The following is a 20767-nucleotide window of genomic DNA, read 5'->3' as shown; positions in this document are numbered from 1 at the left end:
GACCCGGGCCAGCGGAGGGGCTCAGGGGCGGGGGCGCCCTTCGGTCGAGCGACGGCGGCGCTTGTCACGCCATTCGACGGTGGACAGGTAGATGACGCCGACGCTCACAAACAGGAGCAGAGCGGAGGCCAGACCCGCCAGCAGGGTGGTGGTGGGGAAGGCCAGATCAGAAACCGATGCTGTTGTCACCGTTGCGGCCCCACACCACCATGGCGATCGAGAAGGTGAAGATGGCCGCCAGGGCGGACCAACCGAGGGTGATCAACATCGAGCCCGATTCATGGGTGAGCGCATGTTACCTACGCTGGTGACCGGCAGCCGCTGAAGGCCCATGGTCGTCGCACCATCCAGAAGTCTCGCCCAGGCAGGCCAGCGCCTCCAGGAGCGCTACCCCAATGTGAACGTCATCGTCCTCGACGACGACGTCAACACCTTTCAGCACGTCGTGGAGGCCCTCGTACGGCACCTGCCCGGCATGCAGCCCGATCAGGCCTGGGATCTGGCCCATCGGATCGATGGGGAGGGTTCGGCGGTGGTCTGGAGCGGTCCCCTGGAACAAGGGGAGCTCTACCACCAGCTGCTCAGCGCCGAAGGGCTGACCATGGCACCGCTTGGCCAGGGCTGAGGCACGCCATGGCCCGGCTTGTGATCACCCACAGCACCTACGTGGAGGGCCTCATCCCGCTGCTGCGGCGGCTGGCCACCGTGCCGGACATCGACACGATCACGCCGGCGGTCATCGCTCGGGTGAAGGGGCGCAGCGTCGGTTTGCGGCTGCGGGTTTCGAGCCCGATCACCGGGGGCCACAAGCTGCTGGCCCGGAGAGGCAGCACGGCTCAGGAGGTCTTTGTGGTCACTCGCCTGAGCCGGGATCAGCTGCAGGAGGCACTGGATCGGCTGACGAGCTGAGCAGGCTGGTGGGGGCGGCCCGCTCGTAAACCGCCGTGGTACCGAAGCGGCCGTAGGCGCCACCCTCCCGGAACCAGCTCGCCCCTTCCACCTCCTGAAGATCGTGGGGGCGCAGCCCCCAGCGTCGCTCGAGGTAGGCGGTCGCAGCCACCGCATCGAAACAGGGTTGACCCCAGGCCACCACCGCCAGGGCCAGGGCCCGGATCCGCACAGCACCGGCAGGGCTCTCCTGGATGTCCTCCTCCAGCAGAAACGTGCGGAAGTCACCCTGGCTGTCCCCTTCCAGGGGATACTTCTGCAGATAGAGCGCCCGGGCACGGGGGAAGACGGGACCCGGGGCGCGGGCCAGGAGGCGCTCGAACGACGACTGGAAGCTCGGAAGCTCGCTGATCACGGCGGCGGATGGACGCCCCACCAGCATGCCTGCCTGATGAGCCCGCCCTGATGCGGGTTCCCAGCCCCCTTCTTATAGCCTTCACCCCTGAGGACCTCGCCGAAGCCCTGCGCTGGCGCTACGCCACCAAGAGTTTCAAGGCCGGAGCCAGGATCCCGTCAGCCACCTGGTCTGCCCTGGAGGACGCCCGGTTCAGAGCCCTTCCAGCTACGGGCTGCAGCCCTGGACGTTCCTTGTGATCGAGGACCCAGCCCTGCGCTCGTCCCTGAAACCCCACTCCTGGGAGCAATCCCAGATCACGGACTGCTCCCACCTGGTGGTTTTTCTGGCCCGCGCACGATTGAGGCCGCCGATCTGGATCGGCTGATCCAGGCCACAGCCGAAGCCAGGGGGCTGAACCCGGAGCAACTGGCCCCCTACCGGGGAATGATGGAAAAAGATCTGATCCATGGTCCCCGCAGCGCGGTGATCGATCGCTGGGCCAGCAATCAGGTGTCCATCGCCCTCGGCACCTTTCTGACGGCAGCGGCCCTGCTGTCCGTGGACACCAGCCCGATCGAAGGCTTGTCTCCTGCCGACTACGACAGGATTCTCAAGCTTGAGAGCAGCCCCTACCGGAGCTGCGTGGTCTGTGCAGCGGGTTACCGCGACGCCGAGGACCGCTAGGCAGCCCTCGCAAAGGTGCGCTATTCGGCGGGGGATCTGATCGAGACGATCTGATCAAAACCGGTTGTCGAAGCAGAAAGGGGGTGGACCGCCGTGCCGTCTTGCCCCAGTGTTCGACCTGGATGAACCAGGTGGGGAGTCAGGGGCGGGGCTTCGTTTCCGGCCGTGAGGCCGGTATACGTTGCCGTCGCTGAAGACTCCCCGCGTCGAAAGGGAGTCAGATCAGAAAACTGTGAAAGGCAGTCACCAACACAGCAGTCCATTCCAATCCTAAGTGGGTTCGTCTGGCAGCGGCCAGATGGCGCGCACCTCCGCCAGCCGGCGCTGTTTCTCGAGCTCACGCTCGGCGTCGTTTTGGCCTTCGAGCAGCAGGGTGAGGTGGCCCAGCTTGCGGCCGGTCCCACCGCCTTGCTTGCCGTACCAGTGCAGGTGGGAGCCCGGAAGCGCCTCAAGGGCGCGGCGCCGTTCCAGCTGGTCGGCATCGCCACCCTCCGGTGCGAGCAGGTTGACCATCAAGGCACCCGGCACCACGGCGTCGGTGGCGCCCATCGGCAGCCCGGCGACGATGCGCACCTGCTGGGAGAACTGGCTGGTCTGGCAAGCCTCGATCGTCAGGTGGCCGGAGTTGTGGGTGCGGGGGGCCAGCTCGTTGACCTGCAGACCCGAGGGCCCGTAAAAGAACTCGATCGACAGCACGCCCACATAGTCGAGGGCGGTGAGCAGGGAAACGGCCACGTTGCGGGCGAACACCTCGACCCGGTGGTCCACCGGCGCGGGGAAGAGCACCCAGTCGCAGACGCGGCGGTGCTGGTGTGTCTGCACCAACGGATAGCAAGCCACCGCGCCATGCCGGTCGCGGCAGGCCACCAGTGCCAGCTCCTGCTCGAAACGCACCAGCTCCTCGAGGATCCAGTCCTTGGGGTCGACTGTGGCCAGCAGACTCTCCAGAGCAGCCAGATCGGCCAGGGGAATCGTGCCCCGGCCGTCGTAGCCCCCGCGGCTGGCCTTAGCCATCATTGGAAAGCCGAAGCCCTCGGGAAGGCAGGGAGCGGCAGGTGATCGCAGGGGGAGCGACAAACGCGCCGGCATGGAGGCCTGTCCCCCATCCACGGCCGTGGACGTGGCGGGGGGGAGGACGTCGGCCAGGGGGAACCAACGGGGGGACGGCAGGTGCAGGTCGGCCAGAAGGCGCCGCTGGCCTTCCTTGCTGACAAGGGGTTGCAGGGCCTCGAGTCCCGGCAGGAACCGGAGGCCAGGACCCTCAAGCGCCTGCAGGGCCTCGATGGGAATCCACTCGTTTTCAAAGCTGATGGCGTGGCAGCGGCTGGCCAGCTCTCGGGTGGCGGCCACGTCATCGACGGGGGCCAGGACCACACTGGCCGCCTCTCGGGTGGCCGGATCGTCGGCGCCGGGTGTCTGCACATGCAGGGCCACGCCAAGCTCCCGGGCGGCCTGGGCCAGCATCCAGGCCAGCTGGCCGCCCCCCACGATGCCGATGGCATCGATCGCGGTGGGACTGGCCTGGGGATCGGGGTCAGGGATGGTCTGCACCCTGGAAGGTTGTTCGAACCGTGGTCCAGCCTGCCACCAGGGCGTCAACCCCCAACCTCAGAGCCGGGAGGGTCCTCACTGCAGAGGGTTCTCGGCGGCGAACGCGTAACGGAGCAGGCTGAGCAGCAGCACGATCAGGAACAGGGCCAACCCCACCGTGCAGGCATAGCTGATCTCCAGCTCAGAAAAAGCCTGGTCGTAGACGTAGTAGACGATGGTGCGGGTGCTGTCCGCCGGCCCCCCCTGGGTCATCAGGTACACCTCCTCAAACACCTTGGTGGCCCCGATGGCCGAAATCACCGCCACCAGCGTGATGTAGGGCCTCAACAGGGGCAGGGTGATGTCGAGATGGCGACGCCAACCCTCGCTGCCGTCGAGGGCCGCCGCCTCGTAGAGATCGGCGGAGATCCCCTGCAGGCCGGCCACAAAGATGACCATGTAATAGCCAAGGCCCTTCCACAGGGTGACCAGCATCACCGAGGGCAGGGCCAGGCCGGTGGAGGTGAGAAAGCCGATCGGTGTGAAGCGATCACCCAGCAGGGCCCCGAGCCAGCCATTGACAAGCCCGTTTTCCGCGTAGAGCCAGCGGAAGGCAATCGCCGCCACCACCAGGGACACCAGGACCGGGGTGTAGAAGGCGCCGCGAAACCAATGGATGCCCGGCAGCTGACGGTTGACCAGCACCGCCAGGCCGAGGGCACCGAGGACGATCGGCGGCACCACCCCAACCAGATAAAGAAAGGTGGTGCCGGTCACCCGCAGCAGCATCGGATCAGCCAGCAGGCGGCGGAAATTGGCCAGGCCCACGAAGGTGAGCGGCTCACTCACATCCAGCCCCGTGCGGGTGAAGCTGATCACCAGGGCCATGGCTGCCGGGATCAGCACCGACACCGCCAGCAGCAGCAGGGCGGGGGCCAGAAACGCCCAGGCGGAGCGGCTGGGCACAGGCGCGGAAGGGATGGGTGTGGCCATGGGTGCATCCTGCCGGACGTGAGGCGATGCACAATCGGAATCGAGGCTGGAGGCCACCGATGCGGTTCGATCCGCCATTCCGATGACGGCGAACCCGAAGCAGGTGCTGCGTGAGGTGTTCGGCTACGACGCCTTCCGCGGTCCCCAGGCCGCCATCGTCGAGCACGTCTGTGCGGGGGGCTCGGCCCTGGTGCTGATGCCCACCGGAGGCGGCAAATCGCTTTGCTACCAGATCCCGGCGCTCTGCCGGCCGGGAACGGCGGTGGTGGTGTCACCGCTGATCGCCCTGATGCAGGACCAGGTCGGGGCCCTGCGGCAGGCGGGCGTGCGGGCGGCCGCCCTGCATTCGGCCGAGAGCAGCGACGCGGCGGCGGCCACCTGGCGTGAGCTCCAGGCCGGCCAGCTCGATCTGCTCTACGTGTCGCCGGAGCGGCTCCTGGGGGGCGATCTGATCGAGCGCCTGGCGGCGCTGCCTCTGGCCCTGTTCGCCATCGATGAGGCCCACTGCGTCTCCCAGTGGGGCCATGATTTCCGGCCCGAGTATCTGCAGCTGGCGGTGCTCGCCGAGCGCTTCGCCGCCGTTCCCCGCATCGCCCTGACAGCCACGGCCGATCCCCGCACCCGGGCCGAGATCGTGGCGCGCCTGAGCCTGGACAAGGCGGCCACCTTCATCGCCAGCTTCGATCGGCCCAACATCCGCTATCTGCTGCGTGACAAGAGCGAACCCAAGCGCCAGCTACTCGAGTTTCTCGCCACCCAGCGAGGCCACTCCGGCATCGTCTACGCCCGCTCCCGTAAGCGGGTGGAGGACATCGCCGCCGCCCTGAAGGACGCTGGCCACGACGCCCTGCCCTACCACGCCGGGCTTTCGGCGCAGAGGCGCAGCGCTGCCCTGGAGCGCTTCCGCCTTGGCAGCGGCGTGATCGTGGTGGCCACCATCGCCTTCGGCATGGGCATCGACAAGCCGGATGTGCGGTTCGTGGCCCATGTGGACCTGCCCAAGAGCCTGGAGGCCTACTACCAGGAGACGGGCCGGGCGGGCCGTGATGGCTTGCCTGCCATCGCCTGGATGGTGCATGGCTCCGGGGACGTGCCGCCGCTGCGTCGCTTCATCGACGACTCCGACGCTGAGCCGGCCCAGAAGCGGATCGAGCACGGCCGCCTCGAGGCTCTGATCGGCTTTGCCGAGGCTTCCAGCTGCCGCCGGCGCATCCTGCTGAGCTACCTGGGCGAAGCGGACGGCAGCGACTGCGGCAACTGCGACGTCTGCCTGGAGCCGAACCAGGGCGTGGACGTGACCGAACCGGCCCGAAAGGCCCTCTCCGCCGTCTATCGCACCGGGGGACGCTTCGGCGCCGCCCACCTGGTGGACGTGCTGCTGGGCGGCGAGACGGCCCGGATCCGCAGCCTCGGCCATGACCAGCTGGGGGTGCACGGCATCGGCAAGGAACTGGACCGGGGTCAGTGGCGCAGCCTGTTCCGCCAGCTCACCGCCAGGGGATACCTGCTGGCGGCCGCCGACGGCCATGGGGGCCTGCAGTTCGGTGACGACGCGCTCGTCAGACCACTGCTGCGCGGCGAGTCCCGCCTGGAGATCCGACTGCCGGCGGCGGCGAAGGACCGCCGCGCCGCGGCGGCCGTGGGCGGGGGCGGGGGCGGAGCGACAGTGGCCGCCACAACGGACAACGCCGACCCGGGACTCCTGGCGGCCCTGAAGGCCTGGCGCCTGGAGCAGGCCCGCCAGCAGGGATTGCCGCCCTATGTGGTCTTCCACGACCGCACCCTGATCGCCATCGCCGAATGCCGTCCCACGGCCCTCGAGGACCTGGCCGGCCTCACCGGCATCGGCAGGGCCAAGCTCGCCAGCTATGGCGAAGCGGTGCTGGCGGTGGTCGGGAGCCAGACCGCACCGGCCTAGCCTCAGTCCACCCTTGATGAGCCGTCCGTGCCGCAGGACTACCGCACCATCACGGTGTCCCTGGCCGCCGATCCCTATCCGATCCTGATCGGTGACGGCCTGCTCGGCCATCTGGGTACCTTCCTGATCGAGCGCGGCATCCAGAGCGGCACCCGGGTGCTGGTGGTGACCAACCCTGACGTGCAGGGGTTCCATGGTGCCGAGGCGCTGAGGAGCCTCGAGGCCAGCGGATTCGCCGTGCAGAGCCTGGTGCTGGAGGCCGGCGAGGAGCGCAAGACCCCCGCCACGGTGGCGGCCATCCACGACGCCGCCTTCGCCCACCGCCTGGAGCGCAGCTCCCTGATCGTCGCCCTCGGCGGCGGTGTGGTGGGGGACATGGCCGGCTTCGCCGCCGCCACCTGGCTGCGGGGCATCGCCGTGGTGCAGGTGCCCACCACCCTGCTGGCCATGGTGGACGCCGCCATCGGCGGCAAGACGGGGGTGAACCACCCGGGCGGAAAGAACCTGATCGGCGCCTTCCACCAGCCGAAGCTGGTGCTGATCGACCCTCAGGTGCTGGCCTCCCTGCCGGAGCGGGAGTTCCGCGCCGGCATGGCCGAGGTGATCAAGTACGCCGTGATCGGCGATGAAGAGCTCTTCAGCGACCTGGAGGCAGCGGCCAGGCGGGATGCCAAGGGAGCCCTGGCCAGCCGCGAAGCCATCGGAGCGGATCTGATGCAACGGCTGCTGGAGCGCTCCGCCGCCGCCAAGGCCAGGGTGGTGGCGGCCGACGAACGGGAAGGGGGGCTGCGGGCGATCCTCAACTACGGCCACACCCTGGGCCATGCGGTGGAGAACCTCAGCGGCTACGGCACCTGGTTGCATGGGGAGGCCGTGGGCCTGGGCATGGTCGCCGCCGGCGAGATTGCCGTGGCGATGGGTCTGTGGAGCCGGACCGATCAGGACAGGCAACGGCGGCTGATCGCGGCCGCTGGGCTGCCCATGGCCTGGCCGGCCCTCGATCCCGAAGCGGTGCTGACCTCCCTGCAGGCGGACAAGAAGGTGCGCCAGGGGAAGGTGCGCTTCGTGCTGCCCACCGGCGTGGGGTCGGTCACCATCCGCGACGACGTTGACCCAGGCACGATCAGGGCCGCCCTCGCGGTCGCCGCATCGATCGGGGCCCCCTGACAAAGCGGACCGATCCGGAGGGCCCGCGGGGATCGCCCCGCAGGAGCGGGCTTCCATCGTGGTCTTTCGCTGACAGGGAAGGCGTGAACCCCCCGGATCGGAGACCATCACCGGAAGGTTTTATTCACCACGGCCCATGAGAAGTCGTCCCAGCCGGTTCAAAGACATCCTGAGCCAGCCCCTGCGACGACTCGGAGCCCTGGCCAGAACCATCGGTCTCGGCGGCCGGGACGATTCGGCGGGGCCGGAGCCATCGCCCGCTCAGGAACCCTCCCCTGCGGCACCAGCCCAGGCCATGGCCGCAACCAGCGCTGCGGAAGCCCCCCCAATCGGCGGTGGTGACGCCTCCTGGGTGGCCTTCCTCCCTCGCGATCCCCAGTGGTCCCAGGTGCGCTGGGCCATCTCGCCGGCCGACAGGAGCCAGGCCCAGGCCGATGGCGCCACCCAGCTCTGTCTTCGTGTCGCCGACGTGACTGGACTGGACGGGGGGTCCACCCACCCCCACACCCTGCAGGAGGTGGTGGTTGAAAGCCAGGCCAGCGAGTGGTACTTGCCGGTGCCCCTGTCCGGTCGTGATTACAGGGTGGAGCTCGGTTTCCGCAAGGGCGGCAGCGGCGGCTGGATCTCCCTGGCCTTCTCCGCCACCGCCCACGTCCCCGTCCTGGACAGCCCGGCCGTGTCCGTGCCCGATCCCTTCGTGGCCTTCTCCATGCCGCCCGCGATCCAAGGGGCGCCGGCTCCAGTTCCGTCCAGGGAGATCATCAACGACCTGCATGAGCGGCTGTATCAGAGCGCAACCAACCCCTGGCGCCGCCTCGGCCGAGGTTCGGAGGCCTTCCACGAAAGCGATTCCGCCGCTGGTCTGCAGGGCCACAACGACTTCTCCGCCTCCGGTGCAGGCCCCTGGGCCTCCGGCCGCAGCGGCTCCGGCATCGGCGGGGTGGCCGCTCGCCAGCGTTCCTTCTGGCTTGTGGCCGATGCCGAACTGATTGTTTACGGCGCCACCGACCCCTCTGCCCGGTTGAGCATCGGTGGTGAAGAAGTTCCCCTCTCCGCCGACGGCACCTTCCGCCTGCAGGTTCCCTTCCGGGATGGCCAGCAGCTCTACCCGATCGAGGCCCTGGCCGCCGATGGCGAGCAGAAGCGCAGCATCACCATGGAGTTCCGCCGCACGACACCCCACGCCAACGTCAATCCCAAGGATGAAGCCCAGTCGGAGTGGTTCTAAGCCAGGGCTCAGTGGCTCTCCCGCAGTTGTTCGGTGCAGATGGTAATGCAGTCACCGTCGTCAAGGGAGCAGGTGGTGATGCAGGCGAAGTAGGTCTCGACGGGATCGACGTTGATCAGCTCAACATCGACGTTCAGACCATCGTCACCACTTGAAGATCCGGTATCCAGATGAAACGTTGCCCCAAACAATGGATCTTCCGCACGGTGGCCGAATTCCGTAGGGCTGCCGAAAACGTTGCCCATTGGCGTTGCCATCACCGCACCTTCTGATTGGATTTTCACCCTAACCTTCATTGCCGTTTTCTCCTCCAGGATTGAGCAGGAATGCTCAAGCTTTCATGTGGAGATGTAAAGCGATGGCTGTTGATCAGGGCGACGGCACGCTCAAAAACAGGGGCTCTGGCTGAGGCGTTGCTGGAGAGCGAGCAGAGGTTGAATCCCGGTGGAAAGCCAGCCAGCGGAAATTGCCAAGACTGGCGGGATCCACCAGCCGCAACAGGGTCTCCCGACGTTGCAGCAGCTCCGCCAGTCGAGATGCCGGCTCCTGCTGAAGCTCATGCAGGCGCCTGGCCAGACCGAGGGCCAGCAACGCCTCACCCTGGCGGCATCCGCCCAAGGGCTGCCAGCCACCGGCCCGGGCCGCCGCCTCCAGGCTCTCCAGGCAGAGGTGGGCCGTCAGGTCCCACAGACCTGGCTCCCGCAGTGGGTTGTCGCTGGCCTGCTGGCGCCGATAGGCCATCAGGGTGCCGGCTGAACGCTGGGGCGCGTAATAGCGGTGCGCCTCGTGGGCGTAATCGATCACCAGCAGCCACCCCTCGGACAGCGCGCCGGCACAGGCGGCCAGCCAGGGTTCCAGGCCGGGATGGAGCTCCGTGGACCAACCCTCGGGGCGGCTGTCATCCAGGGGAAGAAGGCCAAGGCCATCCAGCTGATCAAGCAAAGGTCCGGCCAGGGGCTCGGCCGCCTCCAGGCTCAAGTGATCCCCGCGCAGAACGACCCGTTGGCGGCACCAGTGGTCGTCACGGCGCTCGATGCGTTCGATGGCCAGGGCGTCGAGCACCTCGTGGGCCAGCACCACGCCCCGCAGCGGGGCGCTGGCCAGACCCGCGAAGTCGCTCCAGCGCACCGGCAACGGGCAGGCGCTGAGACGCTGCCGCTGCCGCTGGGCCATGCCGGCGTTCGGCTCCACCAGCACCAGTTCGGTGCGTCCGGCCAGGGAGGGCCAACCGGCGTGGAGGGCCTCGGCCAGCTGCTGGGCCAGCTGTCCCTCCCCCGGCCCTGTCTCCACCAGGGTCAGGGGGGCCTCGGCCGGCAGCAGGGCCAGCCACTCGGCCACCTGGGGGGCGAGCAGCTGGGCGAAGTCCTGCCCCATCGAGGGGGAGGTCACGAAGTCCCCCCGGGGGCCGATCACCAGCCGGCCGCTCCCGTAGGCGCCGTGCTCGGGATCATGCAGGACCCAGTCCATGTAGTCGAGGAACGGCACCGACCCGCCCGCGGCCCGCAACCGCTCCGCGAGCCACTCGGGAACCGCCGGGGAGTCGGGAGGGGGGCTCAGCACGCGGCGTCAGGGGGACTCAGGGAGAATGCTGACCGATGGGAGCACGAGCGATGGCAATGGCGATGGCTGCACCGGCAGCGGGACCGGCAGGAGCACCACGAGATCGCCGATGGGCAGGCCGGCGTGGCGGGCTGGGGCGGAGGCTGGGGGCAGGTCTGGCCACCCTCAGCCTTGTGCTGGTCACCTGGCTGGCGCCGGGACTGGGGGCGGCGGCCTTCGCGGCAGACAACCCCCAGCTGTTGCCCGATCACCCCACCCCTGTGATCGATCTGGCCAAGGCCCTCACCGATGGCGAACGGGGGGAGCTGGAGGCCGAACTGGAGAGTTTCGAAGCCAGCAGCGGCTGGAAGCTGAGGGTGCTGACCCAGTACGAGCGCACGCCAGGGCTGGCAGTCAAGGGCTTCTGGGACCTGGACGAGCGCAGCCTGCTGCTGGTGGCCGATCCCCGGGGGGGCAACCTGCTCAACTTCAACGTGGGCGAGGCCCTGTTCGCCCTGATGCCCCGGACCTTCTGGGTGGAACTCCAGACCCGGTACGGCAATCAGTTTTACGTTCGCGACCACGGTGAGGACGGCTCGATCCTGTCGGCCATCCATGCCGTCAAGGGGTGCCTGGCCATTGGTGGTTGCCAGGTGGTGCCGGGACTGCCCCAGGAGCAGTGGATCCTGACGCTCTGCACCTCGATCCTGGGCGGCCTGGTGGTGGGATTCGCCGCCTTTCCGCGTCAGGAGGGTCGCCGGGTGGAATGGACCTGGGTGCTGCTGCTCTCTCCCTTGTGGGTGATCCTGTTCGTGGCCCTTGGGATGGGGCCGATCATCACCCGGACCAACGACGTGCTGCCGTTGCTGCGCAACGTGCTGGGGTTCCTCGGAGCTTCAGTGGTGGCCTATCTGATCGCCCAGAAAACCCTCGGAGGTGTGCGCCCGCAGGGCAAGGGCGAGAGCTGATCTGATCGCCCCGAGATTCGCCGACCCGGCTCAGGGGGCGGTTGACGGCCGGCTCGCCCTTTCCAGCTGGCAGGAAAGGCTGTCATCGCTGCAGGCCGGGGGTTTCTGGCGAATGGCCACGTCTTCCCAGACCGTGGCGGCTTCGTTGCGCAGCTGGGCCAGGTTCTGCTCGTAGAAGCGACGCAGGTCGTTGAGGCGCTTGACCGGCTGACCGTAGAAGCTGCGGCCGGCCAGGGTGGGGAAGGAGGCCCATTCCGGCGCCAAACGGGCCACCAGGTCGGGGCTCAGCTCACCACGATCGGCCAGGTGCAGGGCTCCGCGGCGCTGCACCAGGAACAGGGCGGCCTGGTCCTGGGACTCCGGGCCGAAATCAGGCATGCCCAGGGCCCGGTTGACCATGTCCCAGGTGAAGGGCATGAACTGGTAGGCGCCCGCCGCCGCACTGGCGTAGCGGGCGGTGCGCATCACCCGGTTGGGATGGCGATCAAGGGACTGGAAGAGGCTGCCGCCAAAAAGAATGCGATAGCCGACCTCCTGGCCGTTGGCCCAGGTGCCTTCGGCGTAGCGGATGGTGTTGAGCAGAGCCCGTCGCTCCGGCGTGATCGCGAAGACCCGGGGCGCGGCCGGCAGCGGCGTCAGCATCGAGACCCGCACGGGGGCCACACGGGCTTCAGGACCCAACTGCCAGGCACTAGGGGTTTCGGCGGCACCGGCTGGCCCAGCCAGGCTCAGGCTCAGGCCGGCAAAGGCGAGGACGAGGTGGCGCTGCTGAAGGTTCGGCAAGAGAAAAAAGGTCGTGAAGGACAAATGGGGAAAATCCGCTAGATGGGCAACGGAATTATTCCGACTGGATGTGCTTGGTGTGACCAGGTCTTCTGGGGAACGACATCAGGAAGAGCCAGTGATCCCATGGCGAGGAAAAGAAATTTCCTGCGACGAGACTTCGCGGTAATTTGCCGATGAATCAGGCCAAACGATTCGCTGTTAGTGACGGTCGAACAACTGTCCACTGGTATCAAGAATGACGCTTTGCATTCCAGTTACAGCCAGGCACTGAAAATCATCGCTGTCGATGAACAGATGTTCAAATCCTGAAGCCAGGCCCCATAGGGAGTGCTGATCGTCCTTCCAGCACCGCAACGATCGCCCGCGCAGCGGTTGTGGCCCCATCCAGCGGCAGGGGGCCGCCCCGGGGGGGCTCCAGCGGCTGATCCAGCTGCCACTCGCCGCGGCGGAAGGCCTGCTGGCTGAGCAACCGATGCCAGCCGTGGTTGCGCAGGTCCTCCTCCAGTACCGGCGCTTCTGCAAATCCGCTCCGGTGCACCAGATGGATTCCCACCCCCTGGCTGAAGGCCTCGCAGAAACTGCTGTAGCCGGGCTTGGTGATCAGCCGTCCCGTCAGGGGCATCAGGTCGAGGGGCCTCACCCCGGCCGGCAAGCAACGACCATTGGCCACCGAGGCCAGCGCCGGCTCCGGACCGACGAACACGTGCTCGGGCCAGCGAGCCAGCAGGGCCGGGTCGATGGCCATCCCGAGGCCCCCGAAGCTCACCAGCACCACCTGCTCCCGATCCGGCGGCAGGGCCAGATCCGAGGCCAGGCGCTCCAGGTCGAGCCGGGGCCTGGAGCTCGTCAGGCCCAGCCGCACCTCCTGCAGACCCCAGTCCATCGGCAGGGAGAGGGGGCAACGCAGCAGCAGATCCCCCTGGGCATACAGCTGACGGTGACGGTCGACGAAGGGCTGAAAGTCCGGGCCCATGGGGGCATGAATCGTGTCCCAGCCGAAGCTGGCCAGCCACACCAGCGGCACCCTCAGCCGCCTGGCCAGCAGAGCCGCTGCCGGTGGCACATCCCCCAGCACCAGGATCGGCTGGTTCTGGGCCTCCAGCCAGGTGGCTTCGGCCTCGACCAGCCCCGGCAGGCTCCCCTCGAGGTCATGGAGGGCCGCCAGGGTGGCGGCCGCGTCGGCCCCCAGGGCATCCGCCTGGATCACGCCCACGTCCCAGCGGCATTGACGCTGCTCGAAGGGCACCGCACCCAGGGAGAGCTTCAGGAACGCTTCCGGCAGTCCAGTGGAGAGCACCAGACGCCAGTCGGGCTTCAGGGCGGCCAGTTCACAGAGCACCGACGCCGTGCGGGAGCCGTGGCCGAAGCCATGGCTGCTGATGCAGGCGTGAATCAGCAAGGGCTCAGCACACCCGCCGCCGGCAGGGCCGCCGTCCAGAGGGTCTGCTCGTAGTGGAGGGCACCGTCGAGGCCATACCAGCGGTGGCTGATGTGGCGCAGGTCGCCGTTGTCGAAGACAACCCAGCTGAAGTGGCGCAGGGCCCGACCCTGCTGGTCCACGCCATGGCGGGGAACGGAGGCGGTGTTGAGGAACGCGGTGCCCTGGGCGTCGCGCCGGAAGCTGAGCCGTTCCCCCTGGTGGTGGCACAGGGCATGGTGCATGTGGCCGAAGATCACCAGTGGCAGGGGGCGGCGGCGGCGGATCTGCTCCACCGCCAGGGCCAGATCCTGATCGCCCCAGTCGCAGGCGGGGGCCTTCCAGTCGCGGGCACAGAGGTCGTCCACCTGGGTGCCCAGACCACTGGGGCCCGAATGGGCCAACAGCACCAGTGGCAGCTGGGGATCGGCGGACAGGGCCGCCCGGGTGATGCGTTCGGCGGACTCCTGCAGGCCCACCGGCCCATAGACGGCCCGGACGGCCTTCGACAGGTGGTAGCCACCGCCGGCGGTTCCGGGACGGGCCCCCACGACGGCCAGACCCGGGGGACGCAGCTCCCTGAGGCCCCAGCCGCAGTGCCGTTCGCCCAACAACTCCAGCTGGTGCCGCAGGGTGCGGCCGCTGCCGTCCTTGCCCGCATCGTGGTTGCCGAGCACACAGGCCAACGGCAGCTCCAACGTGGCGAGCAACTCGGGGATGCGGCTCTTGCCGTCACTGAAATCTCCCACCAGCAGCAGGGCATCCGGACGGATCAGATCCAGCACGTCATGGTCGCTGCGATCCCACTGATCGTGAAGATCCCCCGCGATGGCGATGTTCAGCTCAGCCAATACCAACCGCTTCCTAGACTCGGATCATCGTGCATGGGACGGGGTATCGGTTGGTCTTCACGCAGACGCTGACCCAGTCCCCTGGCCAGCATGGCCGGGAATCGGGCAACCGCTTGGATCCGTCTGTCGCTGCTCCAGGGACCTGTCCGCCGCGCCACGAGCTGGCCGCCGCGATCAAAACACTCAAAAAAGAACGCAACGCGATCATCCTGGCCCATTACTACCAGGACGACGCCATCCAGGATGGCGCCGATTTCATCGGCGATTCCCTCGAGCTTTCCCGTAAGGCGGCCAGCACCGACGCCGACGTGATCGTGTTCTGCGGGGTTCACTTCATGGCGGAGACCGCCAAGATCCTCAACCCGGGCAAAACCGTGTTGCTGCCCGATCTGGAAGCCGGCTGCAGCCTGGCCGATGCCTGCCCTGCCGACGCCTTCGCCGACTTCCGCCGCCGGCACCCGGACCACATCGTTGTCAGCTACATCAACTGCTCGGCCGCCGTGAAGGCCCAGAGCGACCTGATCTGCACCAGCAGTAACGCCGTGCACCTGGTTCAGCAGCTGCCTGCCGATCGGCCGATCCTGTTCGCCCCCGACCAGAACCTGGGTCGCTGGGTCGCCCGCCAGAGCGGCCGGGAGCTGACCCTCTGGCCGGGCAGCTGCATCGTCCATGAAACCTTCAGTGAGCAGGCCCTGCTGCGGCTGCGCCAGGAGCACCCCGAAGCCGAGGTGATCGCCCATCCGGAATGTCAACAGCACCTGCTGGATCTGGCCGACTTCATCGGCTCCACCAGCAAGCTGCTGCAGCGCACCGAAACCAGTGCGGCCCCCGCGTTCATTGTGCTCACCGAGCCGGGCATCCTGCACCAGATGCGCCGCCGCTCTCCCACCAAAACACTCTATGAAGTTCCCGGAGCCGATGGCTGCAGCTGCAACGCCTGCCCCTACATGCGGCTGAACACGCTGGAAAAACTGTGGCAGTGCCTGCACACCATGGCTCCGGCCCTCGAACTCGACGAAGAGATCCGCCGGCGGGCCTTGGTGCCGATCGAGCGCATGCTGGCCATGAGTGCCTGAGGCACGGGCCCTGGCTCTAGGGAGGATCGTGACTCAGTAGCTGTAGTTGGCCACGAACAGGGAAGCGGCATCGTCAGAGGGTTCGGAGCCAGGCACGTAGGTCCCCCGGGCGGCCGCCCCATTGGCCCGGGCGCGGGCCAGCAGGGCCGCCTGACCCGCCGCCATGTCGGTCCCCTTCCAGTGGCTGAGGCAGGAGTGCTGCAGGGCCCGGCCGTAGGAGAAGCCCAGGTGCCAGGGGGCGTCGGGGGCGGCGTGATGGATGGCTGAAAGGAAGACACTGGCCTCCTCCTCCCCCAGGCCGCCGGAGAGAAACAGGATCGCCGGCACGGCCGGCGGCACGCTTCGCCGCAGGGTGCGCACGCTGAAGGCGGCCACCTGCTCGGGACTGGGACGCTCCGGGCCGTCGGCGCCGGGGAGGGTCATCGAGGGCTTGAGCAGGGTGCCCTCCAGAAAGACCCCGTTCTGGCCCAGGGCCTCGTAGACGCTGCGCAGCACCCACTCCTGCACCGCAGCTGTGGTGAGGATGTCGTGGTCGCCGTCCATCAGGATCTCCGGCTCCACGATGGGCACCAGTCCCTCCTCCTGGGCGGTGCGGGCGTAGCGGGCCAGCCCCCAGGCGTTCTCACGCACACACAGCTCCGAGGGGCAGCCATCGGCGCTGATCCGCAGCACTGCCCGCCATTTGGCGAAACGGGCGCCGCGGGCGTAGGCGTGGGCGGCCCGCTCACGCAGCCCCTTGAGTCCGGTGCACCAGGTCTCACCGGGCAGGCCGCCCGCCAGGGGTTCCACGCCCAGATCCAGCTTGATCCCCGCCACCAGCCCCTGGGCCGCAAAGAGCTCGAGGATCGATCCACCCGGCTGGCCCGGCACTGCGGCGGCCTCCTGAAACAGCGTCTCCTCGTAGAGGATCACGCCGCTGATCGTCTCGCCGAGGCCGGGGGCGGTGGCCAGCAGGGTGCGATAGGCGCGGCGGTTGTCCTCCGTGTTGTCGAGGCCGATCGCCTCGAAGCGCTTGCCGATGGTGCCGGTGGATTCATCGGCGGCCAGCAGACCGGTGCCGGGCCGGGCCAGGGCCATGGCGGTGGCTTCCAGTTCCTCGCGGTGGCTGTCGAGTGTCATGGGGCCGTTGGAGATGTGTTCCCCATGGCTAGGGAGGAGCGCCGTCGCCGTCAACGGGCCAGGCTCGCCAGGATGCGAACTCATCCCGCCAGCGGTGCCACCGCGGCCTGCGTGCACCATGGTCCTGCCGGGCGATGGCCTGATCCAACTCACCCCTGAAGGGCTTTACTGTCCGGCCGCCGATGCCTGGATCGACCCCTGGCGGCCGGTGAGCCGGGCCCTGATCACCCACGGCCACGCCGACCACGCCCGGCCGGGCTGCGGCGAATACTGGGCGGTGGCAGCGGGCGAGGGCGTGTTGCGGCAACGGCTGGGGGCCGGCATCACCCTGACGGGGGTGGGCTACGGCCAGGAACGCCGCCTCGGCGGGGCGCTGGTGTCCTTCCATTCCGCCGGGCACGTGCTGGGCTCGGCCCAGATCCGGATCAGCGCCGGCGGCGAAACCTGGCTGATCAGTGGCGACTACAAGCGGGATGCCGACCCCAGCTGCGCCCCATTCGAGCCGGTGGCCGCCGACGTGCTGATCACCGAAGCCACCTTCGGGCTGCCGATCTACCGCTGGCGCCCCGGTCGGGAGGTGGCGGCCGAGATCCTGGCCTGGTGGCGTGCGGCCCCCCAGCGACCCTCGCTGCTGTTCGCCTATGCCTTCGGCAAGGCCCAGCGACTGCTGGCGGAGCTCTCAGCGCTGGGGGTGGACGAGGAGGTGCTGTTGCACGGGGCCGTGCAAATGCTGATGGCGCCCTACCGGAGCGAAGGGGTGGTGCTGCCCCCGACGCGGCCGGTGAGTGAGCTCCCCCGCAGCGAATCGCTGGCGGGGCGCCTGGTGATCGCGCCCCCATCGGCCCACCGCTCCCCCTGGATGAAGCGATTCGTCAATCCCCAGACGGCCTTCGTCAGCGGCTGGATGGCGGTGCGGGGGGCCAGGCGGCGGCGGGGGTTTGAGCGTGGCTTTGCCCTCAGCGACCACGCCGACTGGGACGGCCTGCTGCGCACCGTCCGCGACTGCGGCGCCCGGCAGGTGTATGTGACCCACGGCAACAGCGACGGTCTGGCCCGCTACCTGCGCGAAGAGCAGGGCCTGGCGGCCGAACCGTTGGGGCGGGCCTTTGAGGTGGAGCGCAGCGAGGAGGGGGAGGTGGGCGCGGCGGCGGCGACAGCGGTGGCCTCCCCCGAAGCGGCGTCCTGATGACAGCGGCGACGACCACCGTCGAGGCCTGGGACCGAGACTGGCCCAGCCATTCCGCTGTGGTCGCCTCCGTGTTCATCAACCTGAAGCAACGTCTGCAGTCACTGCGGATGGTGGCCAGCCTCGCCGCCTTCCTGAAAAACCCCTCGGAGCTGGACAGCGTCTTCGGCGTGGCACGCAGCCTCCAGGGCAGCCCCCTGGCCACCCAGATGCAGCGTCACCTGCTGGAAAAGCCAGCCATGGCGGCCCTGGTGGCGGAGGGCTGGCGGCCAGCCCCGATCGACATGGCCGCTCTGGCGGCCCTGCCCGAGGGCAGCCTGGGCCGCACCTATGCCGAGCAACTGATGCGTCTGAATCTGACGCCCGAGAGCCTGATCGATCCCCGGCCGATCACCACCCCGGCGGAGTACATCACCCACAGGCTGCGGGAAACCCACGACATCGTGCACGTGCTCACCGGCTTCGGCATCGATGGCCCCGGGGAACTGGGGCTGCAGGCCTTCAACCTGGCCCAGGTGCGCTCACCCCTGGCGGTGCTGCTGATCTTCGGCGGCCTGCTCGGCACCCTCCAGGACGACGAGCCCCTCGAACCCCTGTTGCGCGCCCTGGCCCGCGGCTTCGAGCTGGGTCTGTCGGCCCGCTGCCTGATCACCGCCAAACTCGAAGAGGGCTGGGAGCGACCCCTGGCCGACTGGCGCCGGGAACTGGGATTGCCGGAATCGCCCCTGCCCTGAGCCCATGCAGGCCTTCGCCGACCTGATCCAGCAGCTGGAGCGCAGCCCCGGCACGAAGGACCGGGTGGCGGCGCTGGCTGCCCATCTCCAGGCGGCCGACGGGGCCGATGGCGCCTGGGCCCTGGCCCTGCTGCTGGGCAAGCAGCGCCGGCGGCTGATCACCGGCCGGCGGCTGCGGCAGATCTGCCTGGAGCGCTCGGGGCTGCCGGAGTGGTTGTTCGATGCCTGCCACGCCCAGGTGGGGGACTCGGCAGAGACGATCGCCCTGTTGCTCCCCCAGCTGGCCCTGCCGCCGGCCCCGCCCCTGGAGCTGCCCCTGGCCGAATGGATGGAAACGCGGCTGCCGGCCTTGGCCGCCCTGGAGGCCGAGGTGCAGGCGCAGGCGGTGCTGGCGATCTGGGCGGCCCTGCCCGACGGCCAGTGCTTCCTGTTCAACAAGCTGCTCACCGGCGGCTTCCGGGTGGGGGTGGCCGCAGGCCTGGTCACCCGGGCGCTGGCCCAGGTGTCAGGGCTGGAGGAGGCGGAGCTGGCCCACCGGCTGATGGGCGGTTTCGAGCCCTCCGCCGCGGCGATGCAGGCCCTGCTGGCACCCCTGGAGGCCGGAGCGGCCGCCCCGATCAGCCGTCCCTATCCCTTCTGCCTGGCCTCCCCGCTGGAGGCGGAGCGCCTGGCCGCCACCGACCCCACCGGCTGGCAGCTGGAGTGGAAGTGGGACGGGATCCGCGCCCAGCTGATCCGGCGCAGCGGCCAGACCTTTCTGTGGAGCCGCGGCGAGGAGCTGATCAATGCCAGCTTCCCCGAGCTGGTTGGGATGGCCGAGGGGTTGCCGCCGGGCACGGTGCTGGATGGCGAGCTGACCGTCTGGCTGCCGCAGGCGCCCCAGCCGGCCGGCTTCGGCCCCCTGCAGCGGCGGCTGGGGCGGCACAAGCCCGGCGCCGCCCTGCTGCGGGAGTGCCCGGCGGCCTTCGTGGCCTACGACCTGCTGGAAAGGGGGGGCCAGGATCTGCGCCCCGAGCCCCTGAGCCGGCGCCGCGCCGCCCTGGAGGATCTGCTGCAGGGGCTGACGGAGGCGGTTGCCACCCCCGCCACCGGGCTCCTGCGCCTCTCCCCGGTTTTACCGCTAGGAGGCTGGGACGCGCTTGAAGCGCTGCGGCAGCAGGCCCGCTCCGTGGGCGCCGAAGGGCTGATGCTCAAGGCGCTCGATTCGGCCTATGGCGTCGGCCGGCGCCGCGGGCTGTGGTGGAAGCACAAGCTCGAGCCGATGGAGCTCGATGCGGTGTTGCTCTACGCCCAGGCCGGCAGCGGCCGCCGCGCCAACCTCTACACCGACTACACCTTCGGCCTCTGGGACGGGGAGGGCCGCCTGGTCACCTTCGCCAAGGCCTATTCGGGGCTCGACGACAGCGAGATCACCGAGCTGGACCGCTGGATCCGCCGCCACACCACCGAGCGCTTCGGTCCGGTGCGGGCCGTCGAGCCACTGCAGGTTTTCAGCCTGGGCTTTGAGGGCCTGCAACTCTCCAGCCGTCACCGCAGCGGCCTGGCCGTGCGCTTCCCGCGCATCCTGCGCTGGCGTCGCGACCGCACCCCCGAGTCGGCCGACAGCCTCACCAGCGCCCTGGCCCTGCTGGAGGATCCAGCGGCTCAGCGATCAGCTTTTCAGCGATAGACAGTACGGCCATCGCCGGGCAGGAGCACCGGGGCGGCCGGGTCGATGCGACGGCCAAGACTCAACTCCGGCGGCCCGGGATCGTCCCCCTCTTCCCAGCGCTCCAGGGACAGCACACGACCATCCGCCCCCTCGTAGTCACCGAAGCGGCAGCCCTGCAGGCGCCGGTTCATCACCCGGGCGGCGGCGCTCACCGAGGCCCGGCCCGTTTCCTTGAGGTGATAAAGCTGGCCGCGGCAGCGCAGGTGATCGGGGAAGTCGGCGGTCAGACCCTCCAGCTCAGAGGCCGGGGCGTCCTCCAGCCAGCTCACCTCCAGCCAGTCGTCCTCACAGACGCTGAGCCAGCGGCCATCGCTGCCGTCGCGCAGCAGGTACTCCAGCCACTGGAAGCCCTCGTCGTCATAGAGGAGCCGGTCTTCCACCACCCAGTCACGGCCGTCGTACTGGACGATGTCGCCGGTGGTGAGGTTGAACAGGGTGCGCCCCAGCAGCTGCGGGGCACCGCGGCGCAGGCGGGCGCGCCGCAGCAGCAGCAGGGCAACGGCGGCCAGCAGCAGCAGGGGCAGGAGAAACCAGACAGGCATCGTTGCGCTCGGTGGCCGGACCATCCAGGCCGG

24 protein-coding genes and 1 other RNA gene are annotated in these 20767 nt (G+C 68.9%); 12 read left to right on the top strand and 13 right to left on the bottom strand.

Annotated features, from left to right (window positions below; translation table 11 throughout):
* Positions 1-21 precede the first annotated feature (21 nt).
* Both KBY95_RS02290 and petN read right to left on the bottom strand, forming a co-directional pair.
* The gene (locus KBY95_RS02290; protein WP_254963059.1) at positions 22-189 is read right to left on the bottom strand and encodes a hypothetical protein; all 168 of its coding nucleotides are present in this window, start codon (positions 187-189) and stop codon (positions 22-24) included.
* On the bottom strand, positions 167-268 hold the full coding sequence (gene petN / locus KBY95_RS02285; protein ID WP_015108283.1) for a cytochrome b6-f complex subunit PetN: 102 nt from the start codon (positions 266-268) through the stop codon (positions 167-169). Before petN ends, KBY95_RS02290 begins: the two co-directional genes overlap by 23 nt.
* A 63-nt stretch (positions 269-331) precedes the next feature.
* Here petN and clpS point away from each other — a divergent pair, with 63 nt between their 5' ends.
* Both clpS and KBY95_RS02275 read left to right on the top strand, forming a co-directional pair.
* Entirely contained in the window at positions 332-625 is a 294-nt protein-coding gene (gene clpS, locus KBY95_RS02280; protein WP_254963058.1) for an ATP-dependent Clp protease adapter ClpS, read from the top strand.
* Positions 626-633: 8 nt separating this feature from the next.
* A complete protein-coding gene (locus KBY95_RS02275; protein WP_254963057.1) occupies positions 634-909 on the top strand; it encodes a DUF2103 domain-containing protein in 276 nt (91 codons plus the stop codon).
* Here the strand turns inward: KBY95_RS02275 and KBY95_RS02270 are convergent.
* Positions 854-1303 carry a hypothetical protein gene (locus KBY95_RS02270; protein ID WP_254963056.1) on the bottom strand — a complete coding sequence of 150 codons (450 nt, stop codon included), beginning with the start codon at positions 1301-1303 and terminating at the stop codon, positions 854-856. The genes KBY95_RS02275 and KBY95_RS02270 overlap by 56 nt on opposite strands.
* A 235-nt stretch (positions 1304-1538) precedes the next feature.
* Here KBY95_RS02270 and KBY95_RS02265 point away from each other — a divergent pair, with 235 nt between their 5' ends.
* On the top strand, positions 1539-1670 hold the full coding sequence (locus KBY95_RS02265) for a hypothetical protein (protein WP_254963055.1): 132 nt from the start codon (positions 1539-1541) through the stop codon (positions 1668-1670).
* Between the two features lie 62 nt (positions 1671-1732).
* Entirely contained in the window at positions 1733-1969 is a 237-nt protein-coding gene (locus tag KBY95_RS02260; RefSeq protein WP_254963054.1) for a hypothetical protein, read from the top strand.
* A gap of 81 nt (positions 1970-2050) precedes the next feature.
* On the opposite strand, the gene ssrS is transcribed toward KBY95_RS02260, so the two are convergent.
* From ssrS to KBY95_RS02245, 3 genes are all read right to left on the bottom strand, one after another.
* Positions 2051-2233, bottom strand: a non-coding RNA gene (ssrS, locus tag KBY95_RS02255) — 6S RNA.
* Positions 2234-2239: 6 nt separating this feature from the next.
* On the bottom strand, positions 2240-3520 hold the full coding sequence (locus tag KBY95_RS02250) for a 5-(carboxyamino)imidazole ribonucleotide synthase (RefSeq protein WP_315858882.1): 1281 nt from the start codon (positions 3518-3520) through the stop codon (positions 2240-2242).
* Positions 3521-3595: 75 nt separating this feature from the next.
* Positions 3596-4492 carry a carbohydrate ABC transporter permease gene (locus tag KBY95_RS02245; RefSeq protein WP_254963053.1) on the bottom strand — a complete coding sequence of 299 codons (897 nt, stop codon included), beginning with the start codon at positions 4490-4492 and terminating at the stop codon, positions 3596-3598.
* 82 nt (positions 4493-4574) lie between these two features.
* On the opposite strand from KBY95_RS02245, the gene recQ reads away from it, so the two are divergent.
* The 3 genes from recQ to KBY95_RS02230 all read left to right on the top strand — a co-directional run bounded on the left by recQ (position 4575) and on the right by KBY95_RS02230 (position 8805).
* A complete protein-coding gene (gene recQ / locus KBY95_RS02240; protein ID WP_254963052.1) occupies positions 4575-6410 on the top strand; it encodes a DNA helicase RecQ in 1836 nt (611 codons plus the stop codon).
* A 27-nt stretch (positions 6411-6437) separates the two neighbouring features.
* Positions 6438-7577: a 3-dehydroquinate synthase gene (gene aroB, locus KBY95_RS02235; protein ID WP_254963051.1), complete on the top strand. Its 1140-nt coding sequence runs from the start codon at positions 6438-6440 to the stop codon at positions 7575-7577.
* Positions 7578-7713: 136 nt separating this feature from the next.
* Complete coding sequence (locus KBY95_RS02230; protein ID WP_396094864.1) at positions 7714-8805, top strand: DUF4912 domain-containing protein; 1092 nt, start codon at positions 7714-7716, stop codon at positions 8803-8805.
* An 8-nt stretch (positions 8806-8813) separates the two neighbouring features.
* Here the strand turns inward: KBY95_RS02230 and KBY95_RS02225 are convergent, their stop codons facing one another.
* Positions 8814-9050, bottom strand: coding sequence for a hypothetical protein (locus tag KBY95_RS02225; protein ID WP_254963291.1), 237 nt, complete (start codon positions 9048-9050; stop codon positions 8814-8816).
* A 124-nt stretch (positions 9051-9174) separates the two neighbouring features.
* On the bottom strand, positions 9175-10365 hold the full coding sequence (locus tag KBY95_RS02220; RefSeq protein WP_254963049.1) for an SAM-dependent methyltransferase: 1191 nt from the start codon (positions 10363-10365) through the stop codon (positions 9175-9177).
* Positions 10366-10427: 62 nt separating this feature from the next.
* On the opposite strand from KBY95_RS02220, the gene KBY95_RS02215 reads away from it, so the two are divergent.
* A complete protein-coding gene (locus tag KBY95_RS02215) occupies positions 10428-11312 on the top strand; it encodes a TPM domain-containing protein (RefSeq protein WP_254963048.1) in 885 nt (294 codons plus the stop codon).
* Between the two features lie 30 nt (positions 11313-11342).
* Here the strand turns inward: KBY95_RS02215 and KBY95_RS02210 are convergent, their stop codons facing one another.
* From KBY95_RS02210 to KBY95_RS02200, 3 genes are all read right to left on the bottom strand, one after another.
* On the bottom strand, positions 11343-12095 hold the full coding sequence (locus tag KBY95_RS02210; protein ID WP_254963047.1) for a glycoside hydrolase family 104 protein: 753 nt from the start codon (positions 12093-12095) through the stop codon (positions 11343-11345).
* 301 nt (positions 12096-12396) lie between these two features.
* Positions 12397-13497: a hypothetical protein gene (locus KBY95_RS02205; RefSeq protein ID WP_254963046.1), complete on the bottom strand. Its 1101-nt coding sequence runs from the start codon at positions 13495-13497 to the stop codon at positions 12397-12399.
* Positions 13491-14366, bottom strand: a complete 876-nt coding sequence (locus tag KBY95_RS02200; protein ID WP_254963045.1) for a TIGR04168 family protein — start codon at positions 14364-14366, stop codon at positions 13491-13493. Before KBY95_RS02200 ends, KBY95_RS02205 begins: the two co-directional genes overlap by 7 nt.
* 113 nt (positions 14367-14479) lie before the next feature.
* Between KBY95_RS02200 and nadA the strand changes: the two genes are divergently transcribed.
* Positions 14480-15442: a quinolinate synthase NadA gene (nadA, locus tag KBY95_RS02195; protein WP_396094865.1), complete on the top strand. Its 963-nt coding sequence runs from the start codon at positions 14480-14482 to the stop codon at positions 15440-15442.
* Positions 15443-15475: 33 nt separating this feature from the next.
* On the opposite strand, the gene KBY95_RS02190 is transcribed toward nadA, so the two are convergent.
* The gene (locus KBY95_RS02190; RefSeq protein WP_254963044.1) at positions 15476-16561 is read right to left on the bottom strand and encodes a class I fructose-bisphosphate aldolase; all 1086 of its coding nucleotides are present in this window, start codon (positions 16559-16561) and stop codon (positions 15476-15478) included.
* Between the two features lie 118 nt (positions 16562-16679).
* Here KBY95_RS02190 and KBY95_RS02185 point away from each other — a divergent pair, with 118 nt between their 5' ends.
* From KBY95_RS02185 to KBY95_RS02175, 3 genes are all read left to right on the top strand, one after another.
* Positions 16680-17747: a ligase-associated DNA damage response exonuclease gene (locus tag KBY95_RS02185; RefSeq protein WP_254963043.1), complete on the top strand. Its 1068-nt coding sequence runs from the start codon at positions 16680-16682 to the stop codon at positions 17745-17747.
* A 71-nt stretch (positions 17748-17818) separates the two neighbouring features.
* Entirely contained in the window at positions 17819-18481 is a 663-nt protein-coding gene (locus KBY95_RS02180; RefSeq protein ID WP_254963270.1) for a Coq4 family protein, read from the top strand.
* Between the two features lie 4 nt (positions 18482-18485).
* Positions 18486-20150: an ATP-dependent DNA ligase gene (locus KBY95_RS02175; RefSeq protein ID WP_254963042.1), complete on the top strand. Its 1665-nt coding sequence runs from the start codon at positions 18486-18488 to the stop codon at positions 20148-20150.
* On the opposite strand, the gene KBY95_RS02170 is transcribed toward KBY95_RS02175, so the two are convergent.
* Entirely contained in the window at positions 20141-20734 is a 594-nt protein-coding gene (locus KBY95_RS02170) for a DUF4178 domain-containing protein (RefSeq protein ID WP_254963041.1), read from the bottom strand. The two genes, KBY95_RS02175 and KBY95_RS02170, sit on opposite strands and share 10 nt — an antisense overlap.
* Positions 20735-20767: the final 33 nt, after the last annotated feature.

The sequence above is a fragment of the Cyanobium sp. Aljojuca 7A6 genome, assembly GCF_024346455.1.
Lineage (GTDB): Bacteria > Cyanobacteriota > Cyanobacteriia > PCC-6307 > Cyanobiaceae > Cyanobium.
The sequence above is the reverse complement of the archived record's forward strand: the minus strand, read 5'-3'. Positions and strand labels throughout refer to the sequence as shown.